General features: G+C 61.1%; 23 protein-coding genes. 17 read left to right on the forward strand and 6 right to left on the reverse strand.

Features of this window, described 5'->3' with window-relative positions; all coding sequences use genetic code 11:
- Positions 1-72: 72 nt before the first annotated feature.
- On the forward strand, positions 73-966 hold the full coding sequence (locus G9463_RS09435) for a bifunctional methylenetetrahydrofolate dehydrogenase/methenyltetrahydrofolate cyclohydrolase (protein ID WP_165896556.1): 894 nt from the start codon (positions 73-75) through the stop codon (positions 964-966).
- The gene (locus G9463_RS09440) at positions 967-1,449 is read left to right on the forward strand and encodes an NUDIX hydrolase (RefSeq protein WP_127013143.1); all 483 of its coding nucleotides are present in this window, start codon (positions 967-969) and stop codon (positions 1,447-1,449) included. It abuts the gene before it with no gap.
- 3 nt (positions 1,450-1,452) lie between these two features.
- Here G9463_RS09440 and G9463_RS09445 read toward each other — a convergent pair whose 3' ends face one another.
- The gene (locus G9463_RS09445; RefSeq protein WP_004961169.1) at positions 1,453-2,172 is read right to left on the reverse strand and encodes a hypothetical protein; all 720 of its coding nucleotides are present in this window, start codon (positions 2,170-2,172) and stop codon (positions 1,453-1,455) included.
- Between the two features lie 59 nt (positions 2,173-2,231).
- Here G9463_RS09445 and G9463_RS09450 point away from each other — a divergent pair, with 59 nt between their 5' ends.
- Both G9463_RS09450 and G9463_RS09455 read left to right on the forward strand, forming a co-directional pair.
- Positions 2,232-2,378, forward strand: coding sequence for a hypothetical protein (locus G9463_RS09450; RefSeq protein ID WP_165896557.1), 147 nt, complete (start codon positions 2,232-2,234; stop codon positions 2,376-2,378).
- Positions 2,379-3,100: 722 nt separating this feature from the next.
- On the forward strand, positions 3,101-3,376 hold the full coding sequence (locus G9463_RS09455) for a PadR family transcriptional regulator (protein ID WP_004518082.1): 276 nt from the start codon (positions 3,101-3,103) through the stop codon (positions 3,374-3,376).
- A 159-nt stretch (positions 3,377-3,535) separates the two neighbouring features.
- On the opposite strand, the gene G9463_RS09460 is transcribed toward G9463_RS09455, so the two are convergent.
- On the reverse strand, positions 3,536-5,593 hold the full coding sequence (locus tag G9463_RS09460) for a histidine kinase N-terminal 7TM domain-containing protein (protein ID WP_165896558.1): 2,058 nt from the start codon (positions 5,591-5,593) through the stop codon (positions 3,536-3,538).
- Between the two features lie 450 nt (positions 5,594-6,043).
- Between G9463_RS09460 and G9463_RS09465 the strand changes: the two genes are divergently transcribed.
- Complete coding sequence (locus G9463_RS09465) at positions 6,044-7,327, forward strand: MgtC/SapB family protein (RefSeq protein WP_165896559.1); 1,284 nt, start codon at positions 6,044-6,046, stop codon at positions 7,325-7,327.
- Here G9463_RS09465 and G9463_RS09470 read toward each other — a convergent pair.
- Positions 7,324-7,650, reverse strand: coding sequence for a hypothetical protein (locus G9463_RS09470; RefSeq protein ID WP_004961175.1), 327 nt, complete (start codon positions 7,648-7,650; stop codon positions 7,324-7,326). The two genes, G9463_RS09465 and G9463_RS09470, sit on opposite strands and share 4 nt — an antisense overlap.
- Before the next feature lie 158 nt (positions 7,651-7,808).
- Between G9463_RS09470 and G9463_RS09475 the strand changes: the two genes are divergently transcribed.
- From G9463_RS09475 to G9463_RS09485, 3 genes are all read left to right on the forward strand, one after another.
- Positions 7,809-9,656, forward strand: a complete 1,848-nt coding sequence (locus G9463_RS09475; RefSeq protein ID WP_165896560.1) for a sensor histidine kinase — start codon at positions 7,809-7,811, stop codon at positions 9,654-9,656.
- A gap of 124 nt (positions 9,657-9,780) precedes the next feature.
- Positions 9,781-10,716 (forward strand): A/G-specific adenine glycosylase, encoded by a 936-nt coding sequence (locus G9463_RS09480; protein WP_165896561.1) that lies wholly within the window; start codon positions 9,781-9,783, stop codon positions 10,714-10,716.
- Between the two features lie 47 nt (positions 10,717-10,763).
- Positions 10,764-11,771 carry a sodium:calcium antiporter gene (locus G9463_RS09485; protein ID WP_165896562.1) on the forward strand — a complete coding sequence of 336 codons (1,008 nt, stop codon included), beginning with the start codon at positions 10,764-10,766 and terminating at the stop codon, positions 11,769-11,771.
- A gap of 73 nt (positions 11,772-11,844) precedes the next feature.
- Here the strand turns inward: G9463_RS09485 and G9463_RS09490 are convergent, their stop codons facing one another.
- The gene (locus tag G9463_RS09490; protein ID WP_004961183.1) at positions 11,845-12,384 is read right to left on the reverse strand and encodes a GNAT family N-acetyltransferase; all 540 of its coding nucleotides are present in this window, start codon (positions 12,382-12,384) and stop codon (positions 11,845-11,847) included.
- Between the two features lie 248 nt (positions 12,385-12,632).
- On the opposite strand from G9463_RS09490, the gene glmS reads away from it, so the two are divergent.
- From glmS to G9463_RS09525, 7 genes are all read left to right on the forward strand, one after another.
- Positions 12,633-13,079, forward strand: a complete 447-nt coding sequence (gene glmS / locus G9463_RS09495; protein WP_004961186.1) for a methylaspartate mutase subunit S — start codon at positions 12,633-12,635, stop codon at positions 13,077-13,079.
- 137 nt (positions 13,080-13,216) lie between these two features.
- Positions 13,217-13,378 carry a hypothetical protein gene (locus G9463_RS09500; RefSeq protein WP_004961188.1) on the forward strand — a complete coding sequence of 54 codons (162 nt, stop codon included), beginning with the start codon at positions 13,217-13,219 and terminating at the stop codon, positions 13,376-13,378.
- Between the two features lie 108 nt (positions 13,379-13,486).
- Positions 13,487-14,065, forward strand: a complete 579-nt coding sequence (locus G9463_RS09505; protein WP_004961190.1) for an NADPH-dependent FMN reductase — start codon at positions 13,487-13,489, stop codon at positions 14,063-14,065.
- Positions 14,066-14,279: 214 nt separating this feature from the next.
- Positions 14,280-14,912, forward strand: coding sequence for a YIP1 family protein (locus tag G9463_RS09510; RefSeq protein WP_007190316.1), 633 nt, complete (start codon positions 14,280-14,282; stop codon positions 14,910-14,912).
- A gap of 26 nt (positions 14,913-14,938) precedes the next feature.
- Positions 14,939-15,202 (forward strand): hypothetical protein, encoded by a 264-nt coding sequence (locus tag G9463_RS09515; RefSeq protein WP_004961193.1) that lies wholly within the window; start codon positions 14,939-14,941, stop codon positions 15,200-15,202.
- Between the two features lie 64 nt (positions 15,203-15,266).
- Positions 15,267-17,456 (forward strand): DHH family phosphoesterase, encoded by a 2,190-nt coding sequence (locus tag G9463_RS09520; RefSeq protein ID WP_165896563.1) that lies wholly within the window; start codon positions 15,267-15,269, stop codon positions 17,454-17,456.
- 40 nt (positions 17,457-17,496) lie between these two features.
- Positions 17,497-17,985, forward strand: a complete 489-nt coding sequence (locus G9463_RS09525; protein WP_165896564.1) for a cupin domain-containing protein — start codon at positions 17,497-17,499, stop codon at positions 17,983-17,985.
- A 4-nt stretch (positions 17,986-17,989) separates the two neighbouring features.
- Here the strand turns inward: G9463_RS09525 and G9463_RS09530 are convergent, their stop codons facing one another.
- Positions 17,990-19,882: a methyl-accepting chemotaxis protein gene (locus G9463_RS09530; protein WP_165896565.1), complete on the reverse strand. Its 1,893-nt coding sequence runs from the start codon at positions 19,880-19,882 to the stop codon at positions 17,990-17,992.
- A gap of 367 nt (positions 19,883-20,249) precedes the next feature.
- Positions 20,250-20,384 carry a hypothetical protein gene (locus G9463_RS24315; protein WP_011223352.1) on the reverse strand — a complete coding sequence of 45 codons (135 nt, stop codon included), beginning with the start codon at positions 20,382-20,384 and terminating at the stop codon, positions 20,250-20,252.
- 107 nt (positions 20,385-20,491) lie between these two features.
- On the opposite strand from G9463_RS24315, the gene G9463_RS09535 reads away from it, so the two are divergent.
- Positions 20,492-22,147: a tRNA uridine(34) 5-carboxymethylaminomethyl modification radical SAM/GNAT enzyme Elp3 gene (locus G9463_RS09535; protein WP_004961202.1), complete on the forward strand. Its 1,656-nt coding sequence runs from the start codon at positions 20,492-20,494 to the stop codon at positions 22,145-22,147.
- Between the two features lie 346 nt (positions 22,148-22,493).
- Positions 22,494-25,006, forward strand: a 2,513-nt coding sequence (locus tag G9463_RS09540) for a CARDB domain-containing protein (RefSeq protein WP_305037714.1), incomplete at its 3' end; no start/stop codon positions are given.

Below are 25,006 nucleotides of genomic sequence, written 5' to 3' on the forward strand. Positions count from 1 at the left end.
GGAGCGTGCTAGCCTGTCGCGGCTGACTGAAATCCGGGACGTTCATACCGCCCCGCGCCGCCGTTGTACCTAATGACAGAGATTATCGACGGCAACGCCGTCGCACAGTCGATTCGGGACGACCTTGTTGCGTCCATCGACCGCCTCGCCGACGCGGGCGAACGCCCGTCGCTGGCGACGGTGCTGATGTCCGAGGACCCGGCCAGCGAGACGTACGTCTCGATGAAACAGGACGACTGCGAGGAGGTCGGTATCGAGGCCATCGACATCGACATTGACTCCGACGCGGACGCCGCCGAACTGTACGACACCATCGAGGACCTCAACGCCGACGAGGATGTCAACGGTATTCTGGTCCAGATGCCGGTCCCCGACCACGTCGAGGACAGGTCGGTCCTGCGCGCCATCGACCCGATGAAAGACGTCGACGGCTTCCATCCGGAAAACGTCGGTCGGCTCGTCGCCGGCGACGCCCGCTACAAGCCCTGTACGCCACACGGTATCCAGAAGCTCATCGAGAGCGCGGGCGTTGACACCGAAGGCAAAGACGCCGTCGTCGTCGGCCGCTCGGACATCGTCGGCAAGCCGATGGCGAACCTGCTCATCCAGAAGGCACCCGGTGGTAATGCGACGACGACGGTGTGTCACTCCCGCACCGAGAACCTCGCCGAACGGACGCGCAACGCCGACATCCTCGTCGCTGCGGCCGGCGTCCCGGAGATGATCGACGGCGAGATGATACAGGAGGGCGCGACGGTCATCGACGTGGGCATCAACCGCGTCGACGCCGACACAGAGAAGGGCTATGAACTCGTCGGCGACGTGGAGTACGAGAGCGCAAAGGAGGTCGCTGGCGCAATCACGCCGGTCCCCGGCGGCGTCGGTCCGATGACTCGCGCGATGTTGCTGTACAACACGGTCAAAGCGACGGGCCTGCAACACGACATCGACGTCGACCTCCCCTGAATGCCGACGCTTGCGGATTTTGCGGACCGCGACGTGCACACCCGCCGAGTAACCAGAGAGACTGACACGGCGGGCGTAGACGGCGTCCGCGCCCGTGCTGACCGCGGCCTTCGCTGGGCGGTCGGCGCGCTCGTCACCGACCCGGCGGACCGCCTGCTGTTCGTCTACGAGGACGACATCTGGAAGCTCCCGGGCGGCGGCGTCGAAACCGGCGAGACGCGTCAGGAGGCAGTGTGCCGCGAGGTCCGCGAGGAGACCGGTGTGCGTATCGCTGTCGACGAACTGGCTGCCGTCACCGAGGTCACAGTAACCGACGGCGACCGCGAGGCGACGTTCTTCTTCGGAACCTATCGCGGGACGGCAGATGCAACGGCGCTCGCGTCGGACCCCGGCCTCGACGGCGAATCGATAGAGACCGTCACGTGGCGGGACTCGGTTCCCGAAAACTGTCTGGACGAGTCGCTTGTACGGCGACTCCGGTGACGGTTACACCGTGTCGTCCTCGATTCCGGTGAGCCAGTTTTCAGCTCTGACGAAGGCGCTCTCGTCGCCGGTGATGTACGACCCCAGGTCCCGCGCTGCATGGACGAGGCGGTTCGCGTCCGCGGGGTCGACATCGCCGTCCAGCGCCTCGACCCGCTTTCGATGGTCGCGAATCCGACCGGAGAGCTGTCGTGCGGTCGGTTCCGAATTGGCGTCCAGATACGTCCGCACGTCGCGCTGATAGCTGTCGACAGCGGCCGCCATCGCCAGCCCGTACGGCACGCGAAGGGCCGACGGGACCTCGTCGACGGCCGGACGGTCGCCGTCATCAGCCCCGCCGAGCAGTTCATAAAAGTACCGCTCTGCCGGGTCGCCGCTGCGTAACTCCCGGGCGAGGTGTGCGCCGACGTGCTGGAGTTCGACCGCGGCGACGAACGTCGGGTCGAGCGGGCGGAGCTCGCCCGCGTCGATGAACCCCCGCTTGCGCGTGTACTCCCGGCAGCGCTCCGCTGCCGCGTCGGCGACTTCTCGGGTCGTATCCGCATCGATTCGGCTCCGCACCGGCGTCAGGTCGAGCGTGGCCGGTGCGTCGGTGTGTTCGGTGTGCTCGTCGATGCCGACACTGTGGATGCTGCCACAGTCCGGACAGGCAATGCTTCCCGTCTCGTAGTACCGCCACCGCGTGCCACAGTCCTGACACTCGCGCTCCCCGCGGACTTTCATACCTGATGCTGAGAGGGCAGCCCTCAAGATTGTTCCGTGAGGGCTGTCTACACCAACGTATGCGCTCGGAAGACGAGATCCGTGAGCAGTACGAGTTCCTTGTTGAACAGTTAGACGACGAGGAGATGGACCACGAGCGGGTCCGAATGATGTTTACCCACTACAAGCGGGCACTTGGATGGGTACTTGAGGAAGAACACATCTAGGTTAGTTACAGCTTACATTCGATTCTAATTCGATAACTAACATCTGCTGGACGGGGCCGGTACTTTTAAGTTATTCTGCCCCATTCGACCAAGTGACGCTTCGCTTGGAGGGCCGAAGCGTCAGCGGGGACCAATTCAGGGCGGCAAGCGGTCGCGTTTTTCGCGACCGCTTTCCACTTACTTCGCTGCAAACAACCTGACACGAGTGATTTCTGTACGTCCAGAAAGTGACTACTGGACGATGTGATGGACTTGCTGCACAGGTCTGCCTCTGTCGCGCTCCCAAGCCATTCCAGTTTGACCTCATTAGTGAGTTTCCCATTGCCGCCCTTGGACCACCGCGCTCTACTTTCAATTCAGACGCGACCTGTACTGTCGGCGTGAACGTGGCCTTCTACCCTCCACGTTGAGCGTGGTCGCAACCCGGTCTTCCAGAGAGTCAGCTATCGCTCTGCGTTCTGCCGCGATGACGGTGGGGCCAACTACATCCTTGCTTTCACACAGGACCGTTCTATCATCTCTCTCCTGGGCTGACAAATAATACTGTTGCCATCAGTTTCTGGAGAATGATGATATACTGACTGTATTTACCGTATGGACAAAACGATGACTGAGGGCCTAAATACAGAAAATTCGATACCCGAAACTACTGAAACCACCTCAAGTTCTCTGGGCCGATATATTTAACAGTATAGATACTAAATTATTACATAGGAGAATCGATGCACGATTTGACAGGATTCCAGCGTGACCTTCTCTACGTGATCGCTGGCAGGGAGGAACCCCACGGCTTAGCTATCAAGGAGGAACTCGAAGCGTACTACGAGAAGGAGATCCATCACGGTCGCCTGTATCCGAACCTCGACACGCTTGTCGACAAGGGGCTGGTCGAAAAGGGCCAGCGCGACCGCCGGACTAACTTCTATACGCTCACGCGTCGCGGGCGTCGTGAGATAGACGCCCGCCGCGAGTGGGAAGACCAGTACGTCGACCTCTGAGGATGTTGCACCGCGGCTCGTGCTGAAGCCGTCGTATCGTCGGCAGTGATAAGTCCGTCTTCGGTGACGGGAGCGGATAACGCTACGATGACGACATTCGTCGCTGGAGACATACAACACCTTGTACGCCTGTAGCCCAGTCGACGGAGTCGTTCAGCGTCATGTGGTGCCAGGTTGGTTCACCATCGGTGACTCGTGGCACTCGACCACGAACCTGGCTCCGCCGCTCTCGGCCTCAGTGACCGAGATTTCCCAGCCATGGGCCTGCACGATGTCTTTAACGATAGCGAGGCCGAACCCTGTCCCCTCCGTGTTCGTCGTATATCCCTGTTCGAACACGGCGTCGCGCTCTTGGTTGGGGATGCCCGTGCCGGTGTCTTCAACATAGAAGCCGACGCCGTCGGGTAAGGACCCGACTTCGACAGTCAGGTCGGTCGACTCGTTATGTTCGACGCTGTTCCGGAACAGGTTCTCGAACAGATTCCGGAGCCGATTACGGTCACCGTCGAGTTGGAGCGTCGTTTTGACGACGAGGGTCGCCCCGCCAGTCTCGACGCTCTGCCAGGCATCGTAGGCAATCATCTCGAGATCAACCTCGTCTGTTTCAGTGACCGTTTCACCTGAGCGAGCCAGCGTGAGCGAGTCGTCGATAATCGATTCCATACGCTCGAGTTGCTCTTGAATCGCGTTGATCGACGCGTCGTGGCTAGCATCGACATCGCGCTCAAGCAGACTGAGACGTCCGCTTGCGACGTTCAGTGGGTTCCGGAGGTCGTGCGCAACGATGCTCGCAAACTGGTCGAGCCGTTCGTTCTGCCGTTCCAGTTTCCGCTTTCGCTGTAGTTGCTCGGTCACGTCCCGGGAGTTGAGGACGATGCCCTCGACGAACGGGTCGGCAAGCAGATTTGTCGCGCGCGCTTCGATGAAACGCCAGCCACCCGCTGCGTCGCGGAACCGCACGATGTACGTGCCAGAGTAGCCGTAATCGTCGACGTACTTGGCCAAATCCTCAGCAACATCCCGTCTATCATCGGGATGGATGTATTCAATGACGTTCTCGCCGACCAGCTCGGTCGGCTCGTATCCGAGTATCTTCTCGACTGGCTGGCTGACGTACGTGAACTCCCCGACCTCGTCCAGTATAGTTACCATGTCCGAAGACCGCTCGATGAGTCGCTGAAACCGCTCTTCCGCGGTACGACGCTCAGTCACGTCACGGTAAATGAGCAGTTCTCCGATCACTGAGCCAGTTTGGTCGGTGAGCGTCGAACGGTTGATATCGAAGTACCGGGGCCCGCTGTTGGACTCGATGACAACATCGGCGTCGGCACTGGCGTCGCCGTCTGGTAGCGAGTCGTAGGACAGCATGACTTCCGTCGCAGACCGGCCGAGCGCTGTCCCTTCATTGTCGAGGAGGGCTGCGCCAGTCTCGTTTACGTCGACAAGCCGCTCGTCTTTATCGACGACGAAGACGGGGTCGGCCATTTCTTCGACGAGCGTGTGCCTCGCGACGGGCATCAGGTCAAGGAGGTCAAAGCGAAAGAGCGCGATCGCGAAGACAATCCCGGTAAAAGTGAATGCGAACGCCGTCTGGTCTGCGGATCCCATCGGACCGCTGCCGAAGACGAACACCACGCTCGCAATCAGCGGAATAATTCCGCCAAGCAACATCAACGTCGCCTGTGTTCGGTACCGACCGCTCCGCCTGAGTCCGAAGAGCGCGACGATGACGTACGTCGTCCCTATCAGACTATACTGGTACAGGAGATTGAGCCAGAAGATGGGGCCGTTCTCGCGCTCTGGATTCGCGAGCGGCGGTCCCTGCACGAACCCGTCGAGGGTCCACATCAGGTCGTGTGACTGTGCGGTCACGACAAACCCCAAAATGACGACCGGCGGAGCGAGCAGTAGCGCCCAGCGTCGGCGAGTGAGAACCGATTCCCGGCCGCTGTATGTCAGCCCGAACCAGAACTGCGTTGGCCCGAGTCCGAGCAACCCGAGGTATTTGACAAGGAGACCGGCCCGGTACGTCGACATAGACGTGCTTGCTGCCAGTATGCCGTTACCGAGCGAATAAACCGCTACGCAGACCATTATCGCGGCGAGCGGGACCGCTCCGCGGACTCCCCTCCGGCGGATCGCAATGCCAGCAATTCCCAGATTTATACCGAAAGCGATGAGGAGAATCCACGTCGGTATGCCTGGCGCTAATCCCACACAAAGGAGTTGATTTAGGGCTTGTTTATAACTTCCTTCTATTATCAATGTTGAATAAATATGTCTGTGAGTACATACATTATGCCTGAATATGCCGTCTTATCCATGGATAACGGAAGACAGTAGACAGCAATCAGGTAGTCGATGTTTGATTGAGTGATACTCGTGGGAATACAAATACCGGAAACTGAGGGCGGAGGTGTGTCTGTGCTAAGAGCGATGATGTAATATTTCACGCATACAGCCTCGATTATCGGCAGAATACACTGTCTGTTTCATGCCAGTATGTAGCTCTCAAGCCAGAGACAACTTCCGAGAGATGTAATAGGCTGTCATAGCGGAGAGAGGAGTGAATCAGTCGCCGCATCTCGGACATTTCAGACTAGGCATCAGGTAAACGGGTGCGGAACGAATGTATGACATCACCAACTGTTAACTCACAACTCACGTATGGGGTCTATGTCGACTCTCTTGCAGCTATCCCCGGAGCCGATTCAGGCGACCGTGTTTCGAATCCTGCTTGCGGGGGCGCTCGGGATGTTTCTGGGCCTCGAGCGGGAGTGGTCACAGAAGTCAGCCGGTGTGCGGACGTTTGCACTGATTAGCCTGCTCGCTGCGGTGTTCACGCTGGTCGAGAACCAGGCGCTGCTCGTCGTCGGCGGCGTGCTGGTCATCGTGCAAGGGATCTTGCTCGCAGTGCAGGGACTCCTTGACGATGGGGAAGAAGAGGGGCTCTCACTCACTACCTCTGTATCGATGCTCGTTGCATACGGCATCGGGGCGCTGGTCGCACAGGGGTTCATCCTCGAAGGCGTTTCAGTCGCGGTTTTCTCGTCGCTCCTGCTGGTGCTCAAGCGGGAACTCCATTCCCTGGCGTGGGGGCTCTCCCGCGAGGAACTGCGGTCGGCGACGGAGTTCGCCATCATCGCCTTTGTCATCTACCCCTTGCTCCCGTCAGAACCGGTCGAGATACCCGGCGGACTGGTTGACGTGGCCGTGGAACTGCGCGTCATCTGGCTGATGGTAGTGTTCGTCGCCGGCATCGGCATCGTCAACTACGGCATCGTCCAGACGTACGGCGGCCGTGGTATCGCCGTCACCGGCTTTTTCGGCGGCCTTGCGTCGTCGACGGCGGTAGTCGGGACGATGCTCGACCACGTTCGACAGCGGCCGGACGCCACCTCGTACGCCGTGGCTGCGATTCTACTGGCCGACGCAGCGATGGCGCTCCGGAACCTCCTCATTACCGTGTTTTTCACTATCCAGCGGGGCGTTCTGGTCGAAGCGGTCATTCCGCTGGGGGCCGTTATTGTCGGCAGTGTCGTTGTCGCCGCATACACCGCTGATTGGTCTGAGACGGTCGATATGGGGCTTGAAAGTCCGTTTTCGCTTCGGAATGCACTTGCCTTTGGCGGGGTATTCCTGCTGGTCGTGGTCGCTGGCGGGTTCGCGGAGACGCAGTTCGGGACGGCGGGCCTCTACATCACGTCGGCGCTCAGTGGCCTCGTTTCCAGTGCTGGCGCGACGACTTCCGCTGTGTTGCTGTACCGCGGCGGCGCTATCGACGGGCCGACGGCGATGGTCGCCATTCTGACCGCAACTGCCGCCAGCATCATGGTCAAAGCAGCGTTGACTGCCTCGGGGCCGAACCGCGCCTTCGCCACGCGTGTCGCGTTCTGGAGTTCAGTGGTCCTTGGCGTCGCCACGGTACTGGCGCTGGGGCTCTTGATTTAAAACTGGTAGCGCCGGTCGTCCTTGTCCTGTTGCTGGGGGAAGTCGTTCCCGGTCATCTGGTCGAAGGTCATCCCCGAGAGGTACTCGTCGTACGTGCAGTCGTAGCTCGACCGGAGGTGGAAATCCAGCGTCCCGCGGTCGACGGTCGACTGAAACAGCATGTGGACCGCGCGCCTGACGAGTTCGTCCGGGTCGTCCGGGTCGAGTGCGACTGACAGCATCGCGAGTTCGTTGCGCGTCTCGCGGTCGATCGAGAGTGCGAACTCGTCGTCGAAGTCGCCGTACGCCGCTTCGATATCCTCCTGTAGATCCTCAAGGCTCATACGAAAGAGGACGATGAGCGCGAGGAAACCCCTTACGACTCGTCTGGGGCCGCTCCCTCGAAGTACGGGTCCCTACGAGTATAACATATGATAAATTATATCATGGGTTGAACATAACGATGGGTAGCGGTCAACTACCGAAGGATTCAGATCAGATAATGACAGGTGGTGGGGACGAGACAGCAGCGTCCAGTCAACCCGATGGGCTGCTAGAGCGGCTTCACGCAGTCGTCCTGAACAGGAGCTACACGGCGAAGTTCGCTGTCGCCCTGGCAGTAATCGTCATCGTACTCGCAGCCGTCGGTTTCGGCAGCTATCTGCAGATACAGGAACGGATCGTCAGCGACGCGGCGACAGACCTCGAAACGTCGGCCACGCATCACGCCGACAGTATCGAGCAGTGGCGGACGACCACCGAGACGGAGACGATTGCTATCGCAGCTGCAGGCGTGTACGACACTGGGACGTCCACAGATATCAGACAGTATCTCACCACGGCAGAGTCGTCACAGGTTCGTTCGCTCCACTACGTCTCCACCGTCGACGGCTCCCAGATGGTTGTCGCCAGCACTGAGACGAGCACAGAAGGCCGGTCACCGTGGGCGGTCGAACCCGTCTGGGAGTCCCCTGTACTGGCGGCGATGAACGACACCACCGGTACTGAGACAGTCGTGCGATCGACAGCATACGCGGACGGTGACGGCTATTCGATTGCGTTCGTGACCCCCGTCCCCGATAGCGATGGGGCACTAGTTCTGGTTGCCCGGGTCCCAGCCGCACAGTTTCACGATGGGCGCAACGGGTTCAAAACGCAACTGCTCACCGGGGACGGGGGCCCGCTTATCGGCGGTCAGGGCGATTCCACGCCCATCAGTCAGGACGGCCGCCGAGCCGCGACAGCGGGCCAAACGACGACCATCGAAACTGGGGACCGCGTCGCAACGTACACACCCGTCAACGGCACGTCGTGGGTGGTTGTGACGAGCGCTGAGCGCGAGTCGCTGTACGGAACAAGCCGGCTCGTCCGCTGGGGATTCCTCGCTGTCATCGGGACGGCAGCCATCTCGCTGGGCGTCGCAGGGTACCTCTTCGGACAGCACACGGTTCGGCCTCTGAGACAGCTCCGTCACCGGACGCAGGCGATGGAACAGGGTGACCTCGGTGTTGACATCTCGACAGCCCGGCAGGACGAGGTCGGGCGGCTGTACGACGCCTTCGGAAATATGCGGGACACGCTCCGGAGACAGATACAGCAGGCGCAGGCAGCCCGGAAGGAAGCTGAGCGTTCGAGCCACGAACTCGAGCGCCAGAACGAGCGGCTGGACGAATTCGCATCGACGCTGAGTCACGACCTCCGAAACCCGCTCACGGTCGCCCGGGGGCACGTCGAACTGCTTGCGACGCGGCTGTCGGACCCGGGGACGGATTCGGCTGATCTCCAGTCCCACATCGAGAAACTCGAGGACGCACACGACCGTATCGAGTCGATAATCGACGACGTGTTGACGCTGACGAGAAAGGGCGCAAGCGTCGAGGAGACGGCCCCGGTGCCGCTGGCGGCCGTCATCACCGATGCGTGGGACAACATCGACAACAAAAGCGCCAGCATCGAAGTCGCGGGCAGTCGAACCATCGACGCCGACCGGACGCGACTCTTGCGAGCCCTCGAGAACCTGTTTCGCAACGCCATCGACCACGTCGGCCCGGAAGTGACCGTCACAGTCGGGCTGACGGACCACGGGTTCTACGTTGCCGATGATGGGCCGGGGATTCCGACCGACGCGGTCGACAACATCTTCGAGTACGGCCACACGACGAGCGAGGACGGAACTGGGCTCGGCCTCTCTATCGTCAAGACCATCGCGGAAGCCCACGGTTGGCGGCTGTACGTCGATACGACCTACCCCGACGGCGCGATGTTCGTGTTCGCGGACGTGTTCAGCGAGGACGAACCGGACTGGTACGGAACCGAGTTCGAGTGGGGACGATCCGAAGCCAGCGACTGAGACTATCGGCTGTCGCTATTGCACGCTGCTTTCGATTCTGGGGCGGCATTTTTCCAGACGGACAGCCGATGGGACGCGCGACAACGACCGCCACGCACAAATCAGGACAGGGCTAAGCGATGGTATGACCGACCAGTCGACAGCGACGGACCGCCCGGGAGGCGTGCCCGCGGACCCGTCGGCTGTTCAGGACGCGCTCGTGGAGTGGTACGAGGCGGACCACCGCTCGTACCCGTGGCGAGAGACGACAGACCCGTACGAGATTCTCGTTTCCGAGGTGATGAGCCAACAGACCCAACTGGACAGGGTCGTCGACGCCTGGGAAGATTTTCTGGACCGCTGGCCGACCGCGGCGGCACTGGCAGCGGCCGACCGGTCGGACGTGGTGGGCTTCTGGACCAGTCACTCGCTGGGATACAACAACCGGGCGAAGTATCTCCACGAAGCAGCCAATCAAGTGGTCGATGACTACGACGGCGAGTGGCCCCGCGACCCGGACGGTCTCAGCGAACTGATGGGTGTCGGTCCCTACACCGCCAACGCCGTCGCCTCCTTCGCGTTCAACAACGGGAATGCCGTCGTCGATACGAACGTCAAGCGTGTCCTGTATCGCGCCTTCGACGTGCCTGACGACGATTCGGACTTCGAGGCGGCCGCGAGCGCGCTCATGCCCGAGGGTCAGTCCCGGGTCTGGAACAACGCCATCATGGAACTGGGCGGTGTCGCCTGCGAGAAGACGCCGGATTGTGACGGCGCGCAATGTCCCTGGCGGGAGTGGTGTTCGGCATACGAGACGGGCGATTTCACCGCACCGGATGTCCCGACCCAACCCGAGTTCGAGGGGAGCCGTCGACAGATGCGTGGCCGCGTCATCTCGGCGCTCAAGGAGTATGACGACCTGCGACTGGACAAACTCGGTCCGCGTGTGCGCGTCGACTACGCACCTGAGGGGGAGTACGGCCGGGAGTGGCTCCGCGGCCTGCTGGACGACCTTGCGGACGACGGCTTGGTCGATGTCGAGGTCGGCGATGGCGAGACGATCGCGCGTCTCCAGCGCTGACCGCGAGTGGCATACACACTTGAACTCATGCGGTCAATACGTCCACAATGGCTGGCTTGCCGGGTTCGGTCGCTCTTATCATCGTCGCAACCGCTGTCATCTGGAAGGGGAGTGCCTACTTCGAGCGGGCCGCGGAACGGCTGAGCAAGTACTACGGATTACCAGTGGCGGTCCACGGCGCAATCGTCGTCGCCGTCGGGTCAAGCTTTCCTGAGATTAGTTCAGTCGTTATCAGCACCGTCATCCACGATGAATTCTCGCTAGGCGTCGGTGCTATCGTCGGGAGCGCGATATTCAATCTGCTCGTGATTCCGGCCCTCGCAGCGCTTTCGAGCGAGGAGCTTCGGTCCACGCGTGACATCGTCCACAAAGACGCCCAGTTCTACGTCATCAGCGTCCTCATCCTCTTTATCGTGTTCGCGCTCGGGGCGACGTACGTCCCGGGCGGCACCAACCGGGCGGCTATCCTGACCCCGACGCTCGTCGCCGTTCCGCTCATGGCCTACGGTATCTACGTCTTCTTGCACCAGCAGGACGCCAGTGAGCACGTCGCAGACGAAACCCACAGCGTCCGGCCGGGTCGGGAGTGGGGAATGCTGGGGGTCGGACTCGTCGTCATCACGGTCGGCGTCGAGGGGATGGTTCAGGGCGCGCTCTCTCTCGGTGTCATCTTCGACACCCCGACGTTCCTCTGGGGATTGACCGTCATCGCTGCCGGCACGAGCCTCCCCGATGCCTTTGTCAGCGTCCGGGCGGCGAAAAACGACGACAGCGTCACGAGTCTGACGAACGTTCTGGGAAGCAATACGTTCAATCTGCTGGTGGCGATTCCGGTCGGCGTCCTCCTGGCAGGGCGGGCGACAATCGATTTCCTCGTGGCGATCCCGACGATGGGCTTTCTCGGGGCTGCAACGCTGGTGTTCATCGTGTTCATCCGGACCGATCTCGAACTCACCGACCGCGAAGCGTACACCCTGCTTGGGCTGTACGTGGTGTTCGTCTGCTGGATGGCCCTCGAATCGGTCGGGCTTATTGAGACGGTCAGCGGTATTTGAGGCGGGTCCACAGTGCCGTCACTGGTGAGCCAGCATCCGCCCTCGATGCTCTCGGGAAACTGCCCTGTTGGGCTTACTCATCGCCTTCTCCGGGCGATAGTTCGCGGGAATACACAGCCTCGTCGTAGGGATCGCCACCGATAGTCAGTGTGCGAACATTAGTCCGCTCGAAGCCGAGATTCTCGAAGAACTCCCGGCTCCGGTCGTTCGAGGCCAGGTCGAGCGCCCGGAACTGCTCGACGCCGTGCTCCAGAAAGATGTCTTCGAGCCGGTCGTACAGTGCCGTCCCGACACCCTCACCGTGGTGCTCCGGATGGACGTACAGCCGCAGCATCGTTCCCATCGTATGCATAGTGATACCCTGAGTGAAGCCAATAATTTCGCCGTCTTGTTCGGCGACCAGCAGTGTCGCCTCGATATCGTCGAGGTCGTTGGCGGGGACGCCGCCGGCCCAGCCGTGGAGCGCGCTACCCAGTGGGTCGGCGTACCAGTCGGATATCGTCTCGTCGATGACCTCGGAGTCCAGCGAGTCGTAGGCGTCGTGCCACGCTGCCCGTGCGACCCGGCGGATGCCGTCGGCGTCGGCGTCGAAGGCTCGGCGGATAGCCGTCATCTGTGCCTCGACGCCGGACAGAGTGATTGTTCCGAGCCGGTTTTACACCGGGTAGACTGACGCGATAGACGGCGCAGTCCCGGCGGCTCGGCCGGATGCTGAATCGTGTCGCGTACCATAGATGCTGTGTCTATCGGTTCGTTTGGGCTATCATGGCTAATATCCTCTCCTTGGTGTGTGAATCTCTCTCACTATCTATAATGGTTTATGATTAGGTTTATGTAGGTGACACCCATTGATGCTCTTGTATGAGGACAGTCATCCTCGGTGTCATCGGCTCCGACGCGCACGTCGTTGGGATTACCATTCTGGAACGAGCGTTCGAAGCGGCAGGGTTCAACGTAGTCAACCTCGGTGTCCAGTCGTCCCAGTCGGAGTTCATCGACGCCGCGGATGAACACGACGCCGAAGCGATACTCGTTTCGTCGCTGTACGGCCACGCCGAGCAGGACTGCCAGGGATTCCAGCAACAAATTAACGAGGCAGGACTCGACGTGACGACGTACATCGGCGGCAACCTCGCCGTCGGGCAGGACTCCTTCGAGGAGACGCGGGAGACGTTCAAAGCGCTCGGCTTCGACCGGGTCTTCAATTCGGAGACCGACCCGGAGGAAGCCATCGAGGCACTGAAAGCCGACCTCGGCCACCGCTCCCGTGAGGAGGCCTCGTCCGAGAAGGTCCAGCTCGGCTCCTGAACCACGGACGCCTTTTTTAGCCGCTCACGCCAGCAAACCATACGTAATCCGGAACACTCTCAGCTACTGCTGCCGGTCGATCGCGCACAGCCCGGGATGCTTTACGACCAGAGTGAGTATGGTATACAATGTCGCATATGACTGCTGAGCTGAGTGACGGTACCGAAATCAAGAATATTCACGACGTGGTCGAAGGGTCGAACGGTGTCCACCTGAAGAAGGAGGTCGGCGGTGGCGGGCTCGAACGGGTCGCGTACATCCCGTATCCGAACCTCCTCTACGTGTACCACGACAACTGAACGTCGGCCAGAGCGACCTTCGTAATCGTGGTAATCCGGCAGCAGAACCGAGACTAGCGACGCACCTAGTCCCCCACCAATATATCGGCCCCACTGCATAGGTCTGCCATGTCCGAACCACGCGTCGTCGGCGTCGTCGGCAGTCTCAGGGAGCAGAGTTACACCAGAGTCGGCATCGAGCGCGCACTCGCTGCCGCCGAAGAGACGGGAGCGACGACGGAACTGCTCGACCTCCAGGAGTTCGATCTGCCGGTGTTCGACGCCGACCACCGCGAGGCCGGTGACGCCGTCGCGTTCGCTGACAGCATCCACGCGGCTGATTCAGTTTTGCTGGGGACGCCGGTGTATCACGGGTCCTATTCCGGCGTGTTGAAGAACGCACTCGACTACTGCGGGTTCGACGAGTTCGAACACAAGACCGTGGGGTTACTGGCGGTCGCTGGCGGGGGCTTTCCCATCACCGCACTCGAACACCTGCGCTCGGTCTGTCGGGCGCTGAACTGCTGGGTCATCCCACATCAGGCTGCAGTTCCGAACGCGCGCAACCATATCGCCGATGGCCAGATAGTTGACGCCGACATCGAGGAACGCGTGGTGACCCTCGGCGAGGAAGCGGTCCAGTACGCGAACATCGAGCCGGACCCGGCGTGTTTCGAGAGTGCGGAGAACGTCGGCGCGGACGATTAGCCGCGAGGACCGCCGTGGGTGTCCGAGCCGTGAGCGGCCGGTCCGAAGGAGCGGATGATTAGCCGTGAGGACCACTCTGCGTGTCGGCGCCGTGAGCGGCCGGTTCGAAGGAGCGGACGATTAGCCGCGAAGACCGCCGTGGGTGTCTGAGCTGTGAGCGGCCGCTGACCGAGAGAAGGAAACGGTCAAACCGACCCACGTCTTATTGACGGTCGTGACTCAGTGGGTCGAGAATCCGACCGGTGGCCGGGACCGGGGGCCAACCGCGCTGGTTCGCGCGTGGGTCGAGATACTACGGCGTCCGCGGCGCTTTTTCCGCACCGGCGTCGCGCCGGGCGACCAGGCTCCGGGGCTGGTGTTTGCGGCGACGGTTGTCCTCTTCGAGGAGGTGAGCCGCTATGCCGTCGTCAATCTGGCCGAGCGGGGGCTACTTTCGACAGGGCCGTTCGATTACCCCGCTATCGGCGGGTTCTCGCCCGGCGTTGCGGTACTGGCGCTGTTTGCTATCCTCGTGTTCGTCACGCCGGCAACGGTACATCTGACGGCGGCGTTGCAGACGCTGCTGTTGCTCCCCGTCGCGTCGGACCGCGGCGGCGTCAGTGAGACCGTGCAGGTGATGTGCTACGCGATGGCCCCCTGTCTGCTGGCGGGTCTGCCGAGCGCAGAGGTCCGGGTGCTCGTCACCGCCTGGGGCGCAGGGCTGTACCTGATCGGGACCGCTGTCGTCCACAACGTCAGGCTCCCGGTGGCTGCAATCGTCGGGGCCATCCCCGCCGCGATTATTTTCGGCTACGGCTTCCGTGGCTTCCAGGCCCTCTCGGTGCTGGCCGCTAACTACGGGTTTTAGGGTCCGGCGGCGTGCGTTTCCGCACGATGCTCAGTATTGATATCGACCAGTTCATGCTGGAACTCAAGGATGGAGCGTTCAAGAGCGTCGGCCCCTCGAACAAGGAAGCGACGATCAAGATGTACGACGTGGACGGCGTCGACGTTCGCGAATACGGCGACAAGCGCGTGAAAATTGCCTTCGAAGACGAACAGGGAAGCGAAATCGAGGTCGCCCTGTTCCCGGAACAGGCGAAAGCCGTCGCTTCAGGGCTAGAGCTACTCGAAGAGGAAAGCGAGATGTTCGAATAGAGATCCCGTTTGGCTCGTCCGGAATTCGACAACCGTTTTAGGCCCGACATGCTTGCACCGTGTAATGGGTTCGTGTATCATCTGCGGCAAATCTGTCGAAGGACGCATCTGTGACCTCCACGAGGAGGACGCCCTGTTCGAGTTCCGTGGCTCGCGTGCCGACCAGCTATCGGTCGACCGCTACTACCGCGGCAGTGTTGACGGCTTCGCCGAGTTCGGCGTGTTCGTCGACATCGGCGACAGCGTAACGGGGCTGCTCCACCGGAGCGAACTGGACCAGCGGCTCGATTCCCTCGACTGGGACTCGGGCGACACCGTCTACGTCCAGGTCAAGAACGTACGGGACAACGGCAACGTCGACCTCGGCTGGTCGATCCGCCAGTCCGAACGCGAGTTCCGCGGCGTCCTCGTAGACGACCCGGAAATCGGCCATTCCGTCCTGCTTGAGAACGAAGACGACGAAGACGACGAGGTGGACGAGGAAGCAGCGCCTGAATCGACAGCCGACGAGTCAACAAGCCAGAGTGACGACGAGTCGAGTGCGGACGACGACTCCGGCGCAAGCCAGCCTGACTCCGAGAGTGCCACAAGCGCCGGTGCTGTCAGCCGAGCCAGCGACGACGACCGCGTCGAGGGCACTGCGTCCGTTGGCGGCAACGACAGTGGGTCGAACACCGCCGTCATGACCGAGTCTGACGAGGAAGCCGACGCAGAGAGCGAGGCAAGCCAGTCAGACGAGACGACCGATGAACCGGTCGCCGCGGCTATCGGCGACCTTGACGACCACGTCGGTGCGGACGTTCGGCTGGAAGGCGAAGTCGTCGGCATCCGACAGACCTCCGGGCCGACAGTGTTCGAACTGCACGACGAGACCGGCACTGTCGATTGCGCGGCCTTCGTCGAAGCGGGTGTCCGCGCTTACCCCGAAGTCGAAGAAGACGACTACATTCGACTGTCGGGCGACGTCCGTGAGCGACGTGGCGAACTGCAGGTCGAGACCGAAGACCTCGATGTGCTCGAAGCAGAAGAGCGCGAAGAAGTCGAACAGCGACTCGCTGATGCGCTCGATGACGAGGCCCGACCCGACACGGCCGACCCGCTCGCCGAAGACACGGCGGTCGCGGCCCTCTCCGATGAACTGGTCGAGGCAGCGACCCAGATCCGGAAAGCAGTGCTGACCGACCGACCGGTCATCGTCCGCCACGCTAACACCGCGGACGGCTACCTCGCCGGCAGCGCGCTCGAACGGGCGGCGCTCCCGCTCGTCACCGAGCAGCACCGCCGCGCCGACGCGAAGTACCACTACTTCGACCGGCGACCTATCGAGGGCGGCGTCTACGACATGGACGACGCAACGAAAGACACGACGACGATGCTCGACAACCGAGAGCGCCACGAGGAGAAGCTCCCACTGTTCGTCTTCGTCGCCGCCGGCGGCACGCGCGAGAGCCTCGACGGCTTCGACCTGCTGAACGTCTACGGCGCACCGAGCGTCGTCATCGACGACATCGATGTCGACGGCGCGGTCGTCGACACCGTCGACGCCGTCGTCTCGCCCTCGGCTGACGCCGTTTCCGAGACCACCTCGACGGCGCTCGCGGCCAACGTCGCCGCACACGTCAACGAGGACGTTCGCGACGACCTGCAACACCTCCCGGCCGTGAGCTTCTGGGAGGACATCCCCGAGCCGTACGTCGACGCCGCCAGCGAGGCCGGCTACAACGAGACTGCGGTGTCGGAACTCCGCGAAGCTGTCGCCCTCGAAGCCCACTACCAGTCCTACGAGGACAAGCGCGAACTCATCACCGACCTCGTGTTCGGTGACGACGAGGAAGACGTGGGCGGCCTGGCCGGCCACATCGCCGAGCAGTTCCGCGAGAAGGTTGACGAAGAGGTGTCCACCGCTCGAGCCAACCTTGACCACCGGACTGTTGACGGCGTTGACATCGCCGTGCTCGACACGGACGCGTTCACTCACCAGTACGAGTTCCCGCCGGAGTCGCTCCTGCTCGACGAACTCCACCGGGATGTCCGCGACGAGAGTGACGCCGTGCTCGGCATCTCGACGGACACGATGTACGTCCGTGCCAACGGTGATCTGGACCTGCACGAGCTAGTCAACGAGGTCAGCGAGCGAGTTCCCGAAGGCGGCGTCGCGACACGGAGCGTCCGCGAGGGGACCATCCGCTATCTGGCTGGCGAGCGCCCGGCCGTCCTCGACGCCACGCTCGACGTGCTGGCCGACGAACTGTAACGCAACAGACTTTTTCTCCCTGCCGGCAGTCTGACCGGGCATGAGCGACGGCCCCGTCAACGAAGCCGACCTCGACTGGACCGACCACGAACACGGCGACCGGACGTTCAAGCGCAAGCAGATCGGTGACGCCGCCGGAGGCGAAAAACTCGGTGCGAGCCTCTACGCCGTCCCGCCGGGCAAGCGGCTCTGGGTGCGCCACTACCACGAGGGCAACGAGGAAGCAATATTCGTCCGTGGCGGAACGGGAACGCTCCGGCTCGGCCCCGAGGCCGACGAGCACGCGCTGGAACCGGGCGATTACGTGGCGCTCCCGGCTGGCGAAGAGAGCGCGCATGAAATCGAAGCCGGTGAGTCTGAACTCCGACTGCTAATGGTTTCGACGATGGAAGAACCGGATATCACTGTCTACCCCGACCGGGAGATGGTCGGACTGTACGCCGGGTCGCCCCCGGGCGGCGAGAAAGCAGACCGGACGCTGTCGACGTATCTCGACAGGAACGCCGAAAAAGAGTACTGGGAGGAGTGAGTCGCTAGCGGCTGCCGACCTCGAACTCCGACAGCATCGTCTGGAGCCGCTCCGATTGGTCGGCGAGTGATTCGATGCTGGCACTGACCTGTGACATGGACGCGGCCTGTTCCTGCGCGGTCGCGGAGGCGGTTTCGGTTTCCGCGGCGGTCGCCTCACTGATGTCCACGGCTTCCTCGACCATCGCCACCGTTTCCTCGGTCGTGGCGGCCTGGTCATCGGTCGTGTCGCTGATCTCCTGAATACCGTTGTCGGTCGCCTCGGCGTTTTCAGCCACTTGCGTGAACGTGTCGACGACAGCTTCCACGGCTTCGGTACTCTCTTGCATGTCCTCCTTGGCTCCCCGTGCCTCCGTGACCGTGGTTTCGGTCTGCGCCTGGGTCTCCGCGATGAGCTGTTCGATTTCGCTTGCCGAGGTTTGCGTCTCCTCAGCTAGCTGTTTGACCTCGTCCGCAACGACGGCAAACCCGTCGCCGCCAGATCCGTTCCCGGCCCGGGCTGCCTCGATGTTGGCGTTCAGGGCCAGCATGTTCGTCTGTTCGGCGATGTCGCCGATGAGTTCGACGATGTCACCGATCTCGGCCATCTTCTCGTCCAATCGCTCCACGTTTTCAACGGTCGAGTCGATCGCCGTCTGGACCTCACGGGAGCCCGCTATCGCTTCCTGTGCCGTCTCCTGGCCCGCGTCTGCAATCTCAGCCGTCTCGCGGGACCGCTCCGCGACGGTTTCGGCGGACGCGGCGACCTCTTCGACGGTCGCCGACAGATCGGTCATCTCGCCGGAGACGGTTTCGAGCATCTCCCGTTGTTCGTCCGCCCCGCTGGCGATGCCCTGAATCGACTCGCTCATGTCCTCGCTGGCTCCGGTCGCCTCGTTCGCACCGGCCGTGACCTGGTCGCTCGTCGTTGCAACCTCTTCCGAAAACGTCTGTATCTCCTCCATCGCCGACTCCGTCTCCGTCATCATCTTGTTGAACGACTCTGCGATCTGTGCCATCGCTTCGTTGTCGGCCACGTCGGGGTCGACGCGAACCGTCAGGTCACCGTCAGCGGCGGCCGCCATCGCCTCGCTGAATCTGCTGGCTGTCTCCTGGAGTTCCGTGTTTTGCTGCTCGGCGGCCTGCATTTTTGCCTCCGCCTTCTCGCGGGCCTCCTTTGCCTCTGCGCGTTTCCGCTCTATCTCCTCTTGTTTGGCCTGAAGGTCGTCAATCTCCGAGGCGCGTTGTTCGGCTTGTTCGAAACGCTCCTGTGACTTCTCGCGTGATCGCTCGGTTGACACCCAGTTGTTCACGAGGGCGACACACAGCATCAGGACGAACCCACCGTGGATGAGCCCCCACGCCCATGGGTTGTTAATTGCTGCCGCGTGGTTATAGACGCGACTCGGGTCGATGGTCCCAAAGTACCCGTGGGTGAGAACCACATACGCCAATCCCCATAAGAATGGGACCCAGTCTTCGTACACAGCAACCATTGCCATCCCGACAAAGAAATGAAAATGGGCTTCGATATAGCCGCCGGATAATTGAACGAGGGCCAGTGACGACACAAACACCGCCGTGACTGAGAGGATTGTCCTGACACGCCGCCTGAAGCGAGCGATGAGGCTCCCAGCTGACAGGGCGAACACAACCCCACAGAGTAACAGTACCCGTGGCAGCGCGGTAGCAGGGATTTGCGCTTCAGCTATCGGAGTAGACCCGGTGTAGATGCCAAGCCCGAACAGAAACGGGATATGCAGCAATGTCACGAGCACCACACTCCGGTGTCGGTTGCGCCACTGCTTGTCCGGGATTGTCGAACCATCCGGGATATAGGATACGAAGCTTTCTAGCCGCTCGACTGGGCCTGGATTGCGATCTGTTTGCTGCCCAATGTCTCCCGTTGGCTGTGCCATATGCACACATGGTATGGATACCGCAAATTAACCTTTTCGCGCAGATTATCATTTCCTGAACTGCGGTATTGCCACGGACTCCATGCACTGAAAGAACTTTACGCCGCTCCTGTAACCGACACTGGCTCCCGTTTACGCTCGCAGGCGGACGCAGTATGATGGATTGCTCGCAACCCAGTGGATTGGAAATAGTGGTTGGAGCCCAGCGTTGCTGTATTACCCGTCACTCACACGCTGCGTTCAAACACAGAATACTCATCCGGCAGTATCAACTGACATACCGAGGCCAGGTACCTGCAGTCACGATCTGACAGTCTATGTGCTGTTTCCAGTTGCGCACTGTCTACCAACCGCGACTCCGGCCGTGCTACTTATTAGCCCCTGAAACAGACTTAGCCGCCTTCTTTGCGCCGTAGTATGCCCACTCAGCGCTGTAACAGAACACGCAGCCGCGGAAGGTCGGCCGGTCGAGGCTCTTGGTGTCGTCCGTTTCACCGCTCATACTTCGATATGGGGTGACAAGATAATGAACCCCACGGCCACCCCCGTCGCTGACGATACCCGAGCGACACGCTTATTCGGCCGAGACGCCGATTTCGCACAACGCCGATGAGCACGGAGACGCCGGACCCAGACGAGACAGAGACCTTCCAGCAGGTGTGTGCGGAGCTGGTCGACCGGATTCTCGCAGGTGAGGTCGAGCGCGACGACGTCGAATCAGCCAAGATCGATGTCTGCCGCGAGTACTCCGCGCCGAAAGTGCCGAAAAACTCCGAACTGCTCGATTACGCGCCACAGGAGCACCGCGAGGTGCTGGAGGAGGTTCTCCAGCGCAAGCCGGTTCGGACCGCCTCGGGTGTGTCCCCCATCGCTATCATGACCTCGCCAGAGCGGTGCCCCCATGGGAAGTGCCTGTACTGTCCCGGCGGCCCCGACTCGGAGTTCTCCTCCGCCCAGTCCTACACCGGTCACGAACCCGCGGCCGCACGCGGCGAACAGAACGACTACGACCCGTACGGGCAGGTCACCCTCCGGCTCAACCAGTTGCGGGAGATCGGCCATCCCGTGGATAAGGCCGAACTCATCGTGATGGGCGGGACGATGACAGCCCGGAGCCACGACTATCAGGAGTGGTTCGTCAAGCGAGCCCTCGAAGCGATGAATGACTTCGATGTGGACGGAGAGCCGACGCCCGCAGAGGACGTGAGCTTCGCCGAAGACGACTACGAGTTCCGCTATCTGGAGGACGTTATCGCTGAGAACGAGACCGCCGATGTCCGCAACGTCGCCACGACGTTCGAGACGAAGCCCGACTGGTGTGACCCCGAGCAGATCGACCGGATGCTTGACCTTGGCGCCACGAAAGTTGAGGTGGGCGTCCAGACTACCTTCGAGCGCATCAACCGCGAGATGCACCGCGGTCACGGCGTCCAGGCCTCTATCGACGCCAACCGCCGCCTGCGCGACTCAGGGTTCAAAGTTGGCTTCCACATGATGCCGGGCCAGCCCGGGATGTCCAAGGAGATGTGTCTGGAGGACTTCCGACGTATCTTCGAGCAGACCGACTGGCGGCCGGACTACCTCAAAATATACCCGACGCTGATCGTCGAAGGAACCGTCACCTATGACTGGTGGCGCAAAGACGAGTTCGACCCGCTGGACAACGACGAGGCCGCTGAGTTAGTCGCCGAAATCAAGGATATGATTCCCCGCTACACCCGACTTCAGCGCGTCCAGCGGGACATCCCGGCTGACTTCATCGAAGGCGGGGTCTGGAAGTCGAACCTCCGGCAACTCGCCTGGAAGCGGATGGAAGAACACGACTGGACGTGTGACTGTATCCGCTGTCGGGAGGCCGGACACAGCGATGACGTCGCCGAGAACATCGAACTCGACGTGATGACCTACGAGGCCTGTGGCGGCACGGAACACTTCATCTCCTTCGAGGACTTCGAGAACGATGTCCTCGTCGGCTTCTGTCGGCTTCGGTTCCCCAACGACCCGGTGCGCCGGGAGCTACAGGACGCCGCAATCGTCCGCGAACTCCACGTCTACGGCAACGCCGTCGGCGTCGGGCAGGAAGGTGACGATGAGGACCACCAGCACAAAGGCTACGGAAAGAAACTGCTGGAGAAAGCGGAGGCACTGGCCCGGGACGCCGGCTTCCCGAAACTGGCCGTCATTTCCGGCATTGGTGTCCGGCAGTACTACCGGGAGAAACTGGGGTACAAGCAGGACGGCCCGTACGTGAGCAAGCGCCTCTGATAGCGTTCCGACCTGACTTTCCAATCGCTACCGTGTAACCGTACGGCTTGTGAGTGGCCCATAGCTACAGAACTGCGATGTTGTGTGTCCGCTCAGCGTGCGGTGCCGCCACCGCGCCACGGGTGCTGGGCGACGATTGAAGGGACAGACGTCATTTGAGGTACTATATGTATACCGACGTGACAGCCGTACTGCCGGAGTGGTGTGACTAGCCCATTACCTGTAATGTCTGGCTGCATCCCTTATTAGACTAGAACCGGCAGTAGCGGACGGAAGGCGCGATAATAGGACCTTACTTGGCGATTCGTTCCCGCTAACTAATTACCATACTGTCATCGGCCAACCCATGGGTAAGATTACGGGCCTGTGGCTATCAGCGATGACGCTACTGGCTGTGGTTGCGGTGTCGACGGCCCCGATGTTTGGGCCGGGCGTTGCGGCTGCGTCTAATCACGAGACAGGGACATCTGAAGGACCGGACGTCAAGATACAGGATGTCGGACTGATAGACACACAAGCTAATACGGGCCAGAAGAACACGCCGGAACTCGACCTGTGGGTCTCGTTCGAGAACACAGGCGACATGGAAGGGAAAGAAACGATTACCGTCGATATCGGCGGGCGGGAAGTGACGGTCATCGGCCCCGACGAAGCGACGGTTGCACCGGATAAGTCGAGAAACGTGACCACGACGTACGTGCTGGAGACCAGTGACGGCGGCTATATCGAAAACGGGGAACACGAGGTGACTGTCAACGGTGAGTCCGCTGGTACGCTGGTCGTCGACGAACCGAATATTACCGTCACATCTCACGCATGGAATACGACGACAGTCAGCGAGGGCGGTGCCGTCGAACTGGCCGTCACCGCGGAGAATACCGGAGCCGTTTCCGGACAGCGGGATATCTTCACCTACGTAGACGGGAAGTCCGTCGACGCAGTGTCTTTCAACCTCGAACCGGGCGAATCAGGGACGGAAAAATACGCATACACGTTTGATGATCCGGGTGAGTACAGCTTCGGCACCAGCAACCAAACCCGGACTATTACCGTCGGCGATCCGGCCAACTTGGAAGTCTCCGATCGGGAACTAAGCCAGTCGGCTATTAACGAGGGCGACAGTGTCAATATTACAGCGACGGTGGAAAACACAGGCGACCGGCAAGGGAGCTACGCGGTTCCGTTCGTCATTGACGGCAAGACCGAGGTGAGGGAAAATGTGACACTCTCCGGCGGTGAAAAAACACAAGTGTCATATATTCGTTCATTCAACAACGTCGGAACTTACACTGTCGGTATCGCGGACAAACAAGTAGGAGAAGTCGAAGTGGCCCCGCCACCGGTCATTGAACTGCAGGAGGCTGAATTAATCGATACACGAATTGACTCGGGACAGATGATAACGCCGACGCCTGGGCTGTCCATAGTATTCGAAAACACGGGCGGATCAACAGGCACGGTTCCAGTAGATATCGAAGTCGGTGGGCAAAAAGTGGGGATTATCAGCTCATCAGAGGTGACTGTCAAGCCTGGCAATAAAAAAAGAGTGAACGCAAGCTACAGACTGGAGACTAATGATGGTGGCTATGTCAATGACGGTGAACACGAAGTCACCGTCAATGGGGAACCTGCTGGCACACTAATCGTCGGCCGTTCAAATATTACTGTCACAGACACCTCTGTAAATACAACGACGATAACTGAGGGCGGAGCTGCTGCACTCAACATCACTGCGGAGAATACAGGTGTCGTTTCGGGAAGCAAGCCTGTCCGTATTTTCCTTGGTGAAGACAGGGTTAGCACTGTCGAGATCGCTCTTGAACCAGACGAGAGGGGCACGGCGACGTACGTGCATACTTTCAATGAGGCTGGTGAGTTTACTTTTGAGATTCGCGGCGAGACTCAGACAGTCACAGTCGAGCAGCCAGCGACGTTCGAGGTCTCTGACAGGGCCCTGAACACGACGAGTGTGAGCGAGGGCAAGAGCGTCGCGGTGACCGCAACAGTCACGAACACCGGCGACCAGGCCGGCACCTACGAGGTCCCGCTTACGGTCGCTGACGAGCGGGCGGACGCTACGGAACTGCGATTAGGCCCCGGCGAATCGACGACCGTCTCGTTTACCGAACCGTTCACCGCCGTGGGAACGTACGCTATCAATCTCGACGGCGAGCGGGTCGGGACGGTCCGTGTGTCCGAGTCGGCGACGTTCGAAACCACCACTGTCGACCTGAACCGAACGGATGTCGTCACCGGAGCGCCGATAGCAGTCGCCGCGACTGTTCGGAACGAGGGTGACCAGACCGGAACGGCCGAGGTGCGGTTACAGGAGGACGGTACCACGATAGATACGCAGTCGGTGACACTCGACGGCGGCGAGGAAACGACCGTCACGTTCGTCCAGTCGTTCAGCGATGCGGGGACGCGAGCTATCGCCGTCGACAACCAGTTCGGAGCCCGTGTGACAGTGACTGACCCGGCGACGTTCGAGATCAGCAACGCGGCGGTCAGTAGTGAGTCTGTGACTCAGGGAGGCGCTGTCGAACTTAGCGCGACCGTAACGAACACCGGTGGACAGGCGGGGAACGTCACGGGGAACTTCTCAGTGGCGAGTTCCGTTGTGGAGAGCCGAGAAGTGACCTTGGATGGCGGTGAGGCGAGAGAAATCACGCACGAACACGTCTTCAACAGCAGTGGGAACTACGTAGTCGATATCAATGGTGAGCGGGCTGGCACGGTCACGGTCAAGGAGCCGGCGGCGTTCGACACGGCTGCTGTCGAACTGAACCGGACGAGCGCTCGAACAGGCGAGCCCGTCGAGGTGACTGCCACGGTCGTTAACAACGGTGACGAGACGGG

This window comes from Haloarcula sp. JP-Z28 (assembly GCF_011440255.1).
Taxonomy (GTDB): domain Archaea; phylum Halobacteriota; class Halobacteria; order Halobacteriales; family Haloarculaceae; genus Haloarcula; species Haloarcula marismortui.

Bases quoted from the DNA above. Each gene is read 5' to 3' on its own strand.
- G9463_RS09525 (WP_165896564.1), top strand. From the start codon at position 17,497: ATGAGCGACGGCCCCGTCAACGAAGCCGACCTCGACTGGACCGACCAC.
- G9463_RS09470 (WP_004961175.1), bottom strand. From the start codon at position 7,650: ATGAGCCTTGAGGATCTACAGGAGGATATCGAAGCGGCGTACGGCGAC.
- G9463_RS09530 (WP_165896565.1), bottom strand. From the start codon at position 19,882: ATGGCACAGCCAACGGGAGACATTGGGCAGCAAACAGATCGCAATCCA.
- G9463_RS09465 (WP_165896559.1), top strand. From the start codon at position 6,044: ATGGGGTCTATGTCGACTCTCTTGCAGCTATCCCCGGAGCCGATTCAG.
- G9463_RS09490 (WP_004961183.1), bottom strand. From the start codon at position 12,384: ATGACGGCTATCCGCCGAGCCTTCGACGCCGACGCCGACGGCATCCGC.
- G9463_RS09500 (WP_004961188.1), top strand. From the start codon at position 13,217: ATGACTGCTGAGCTGAGTGACGGTACCGAAATCAAGAATATTCACGAC.
- G9463_RS09450 (WP_165896557.1), top strand. From the start codon at position 2,232: ATGCGCTCGGAAGACGAGATCCGTGAGCAGTACGAGTTCCTTGTTGAA.
- G9463_RS09505 (WP_004961190.1), top strand. From the start codon at position 13,487: ATGTCCGAACCACGCGTCGTCGGCGTCGTCGGCAGTCTCAGGGAGCAG.
- G9463_RS09485 (WP_165896562.1), top strand. From the start codon at position 10,764: ATGGCTGGCTTGCCGGGTTCGGTCGCTCTTATCATCGTCGCAACCGCT.
- G9463_RS09480 (WP_165896561.1), top strand. From the start codon at position 9,781: ATGACCGACCAGTCGACAGCGACGGACCGCCCGGGAGGCGTGCCCGCG.
- glmS (WP_004961186.1), top strand. From the start codon at position 12,633: ATGAGGACAGTCATCCTCGGTGTCATCGGCTCCGACGCGCACGTCGTT.
- G9463_RS09435 (WP_165896556.1), top strand. From the start codon at position 73: ATGACAGAGATTATCGACGGCAACGCCGTCGCACAGTCGATTCGGGAC.
- G9463_RS09535 (WP_004961202.1), top strand. From the start codon at position 20,492: ATGAGCACGGAGACGCCGGACCCAGACGAGACAGAGACCTTCCAGCAG.
- G9463_RS09440 (WP_127013143.1), top strand. From the start codon at position 967: ATGCCGACGCTTGCGGATTTTGCGGACCGCGACGTGCACACCCGCCGA.
- G9463_RS09520 (WP_165896563.1), top strand. From the start codon at position 15,267: ATGGGTTCGTGTATCATCTGCGGCAAATCTGTCGAAGGACGCATCTGT.
- G9463_RS24315 (WP_011223352.1), bottom strand. From the start codon at position 20,384: ATGAGCGGTGAAACGGACGACACCAAGAGCCTCGACCGGCCGACCTTC.
- G9463_RS09475 (WP_165896560.1), top strand. From the start codon at position 7,809: ATGACAGGTGGTGGGGACGAGACAGCAGCGTCCAGTCAACCCGATGGG.
- G9463_RS09515 (WP_004961193.1), top strand. From the start codon at position 14,939: ATGCTCAGTATTGATATCGACCAGTTCATGCTGGAACTCAAGGATGGA.
- G9463_RS09455 (WP_004518082.1), top strand. From the start codon at position 3,101: ATGCACGATTTGACAGGATTCCAGCGTGACCTTCTCTACGTGATCGCT.
- G9463_RS09445 (WP_004961169.1), bottom strand. From the start codon at position 2,172: ATGAAAGTCCGCGGGGAGCGCGAGTGTCAGGACTGTGGCACGCGGTGG.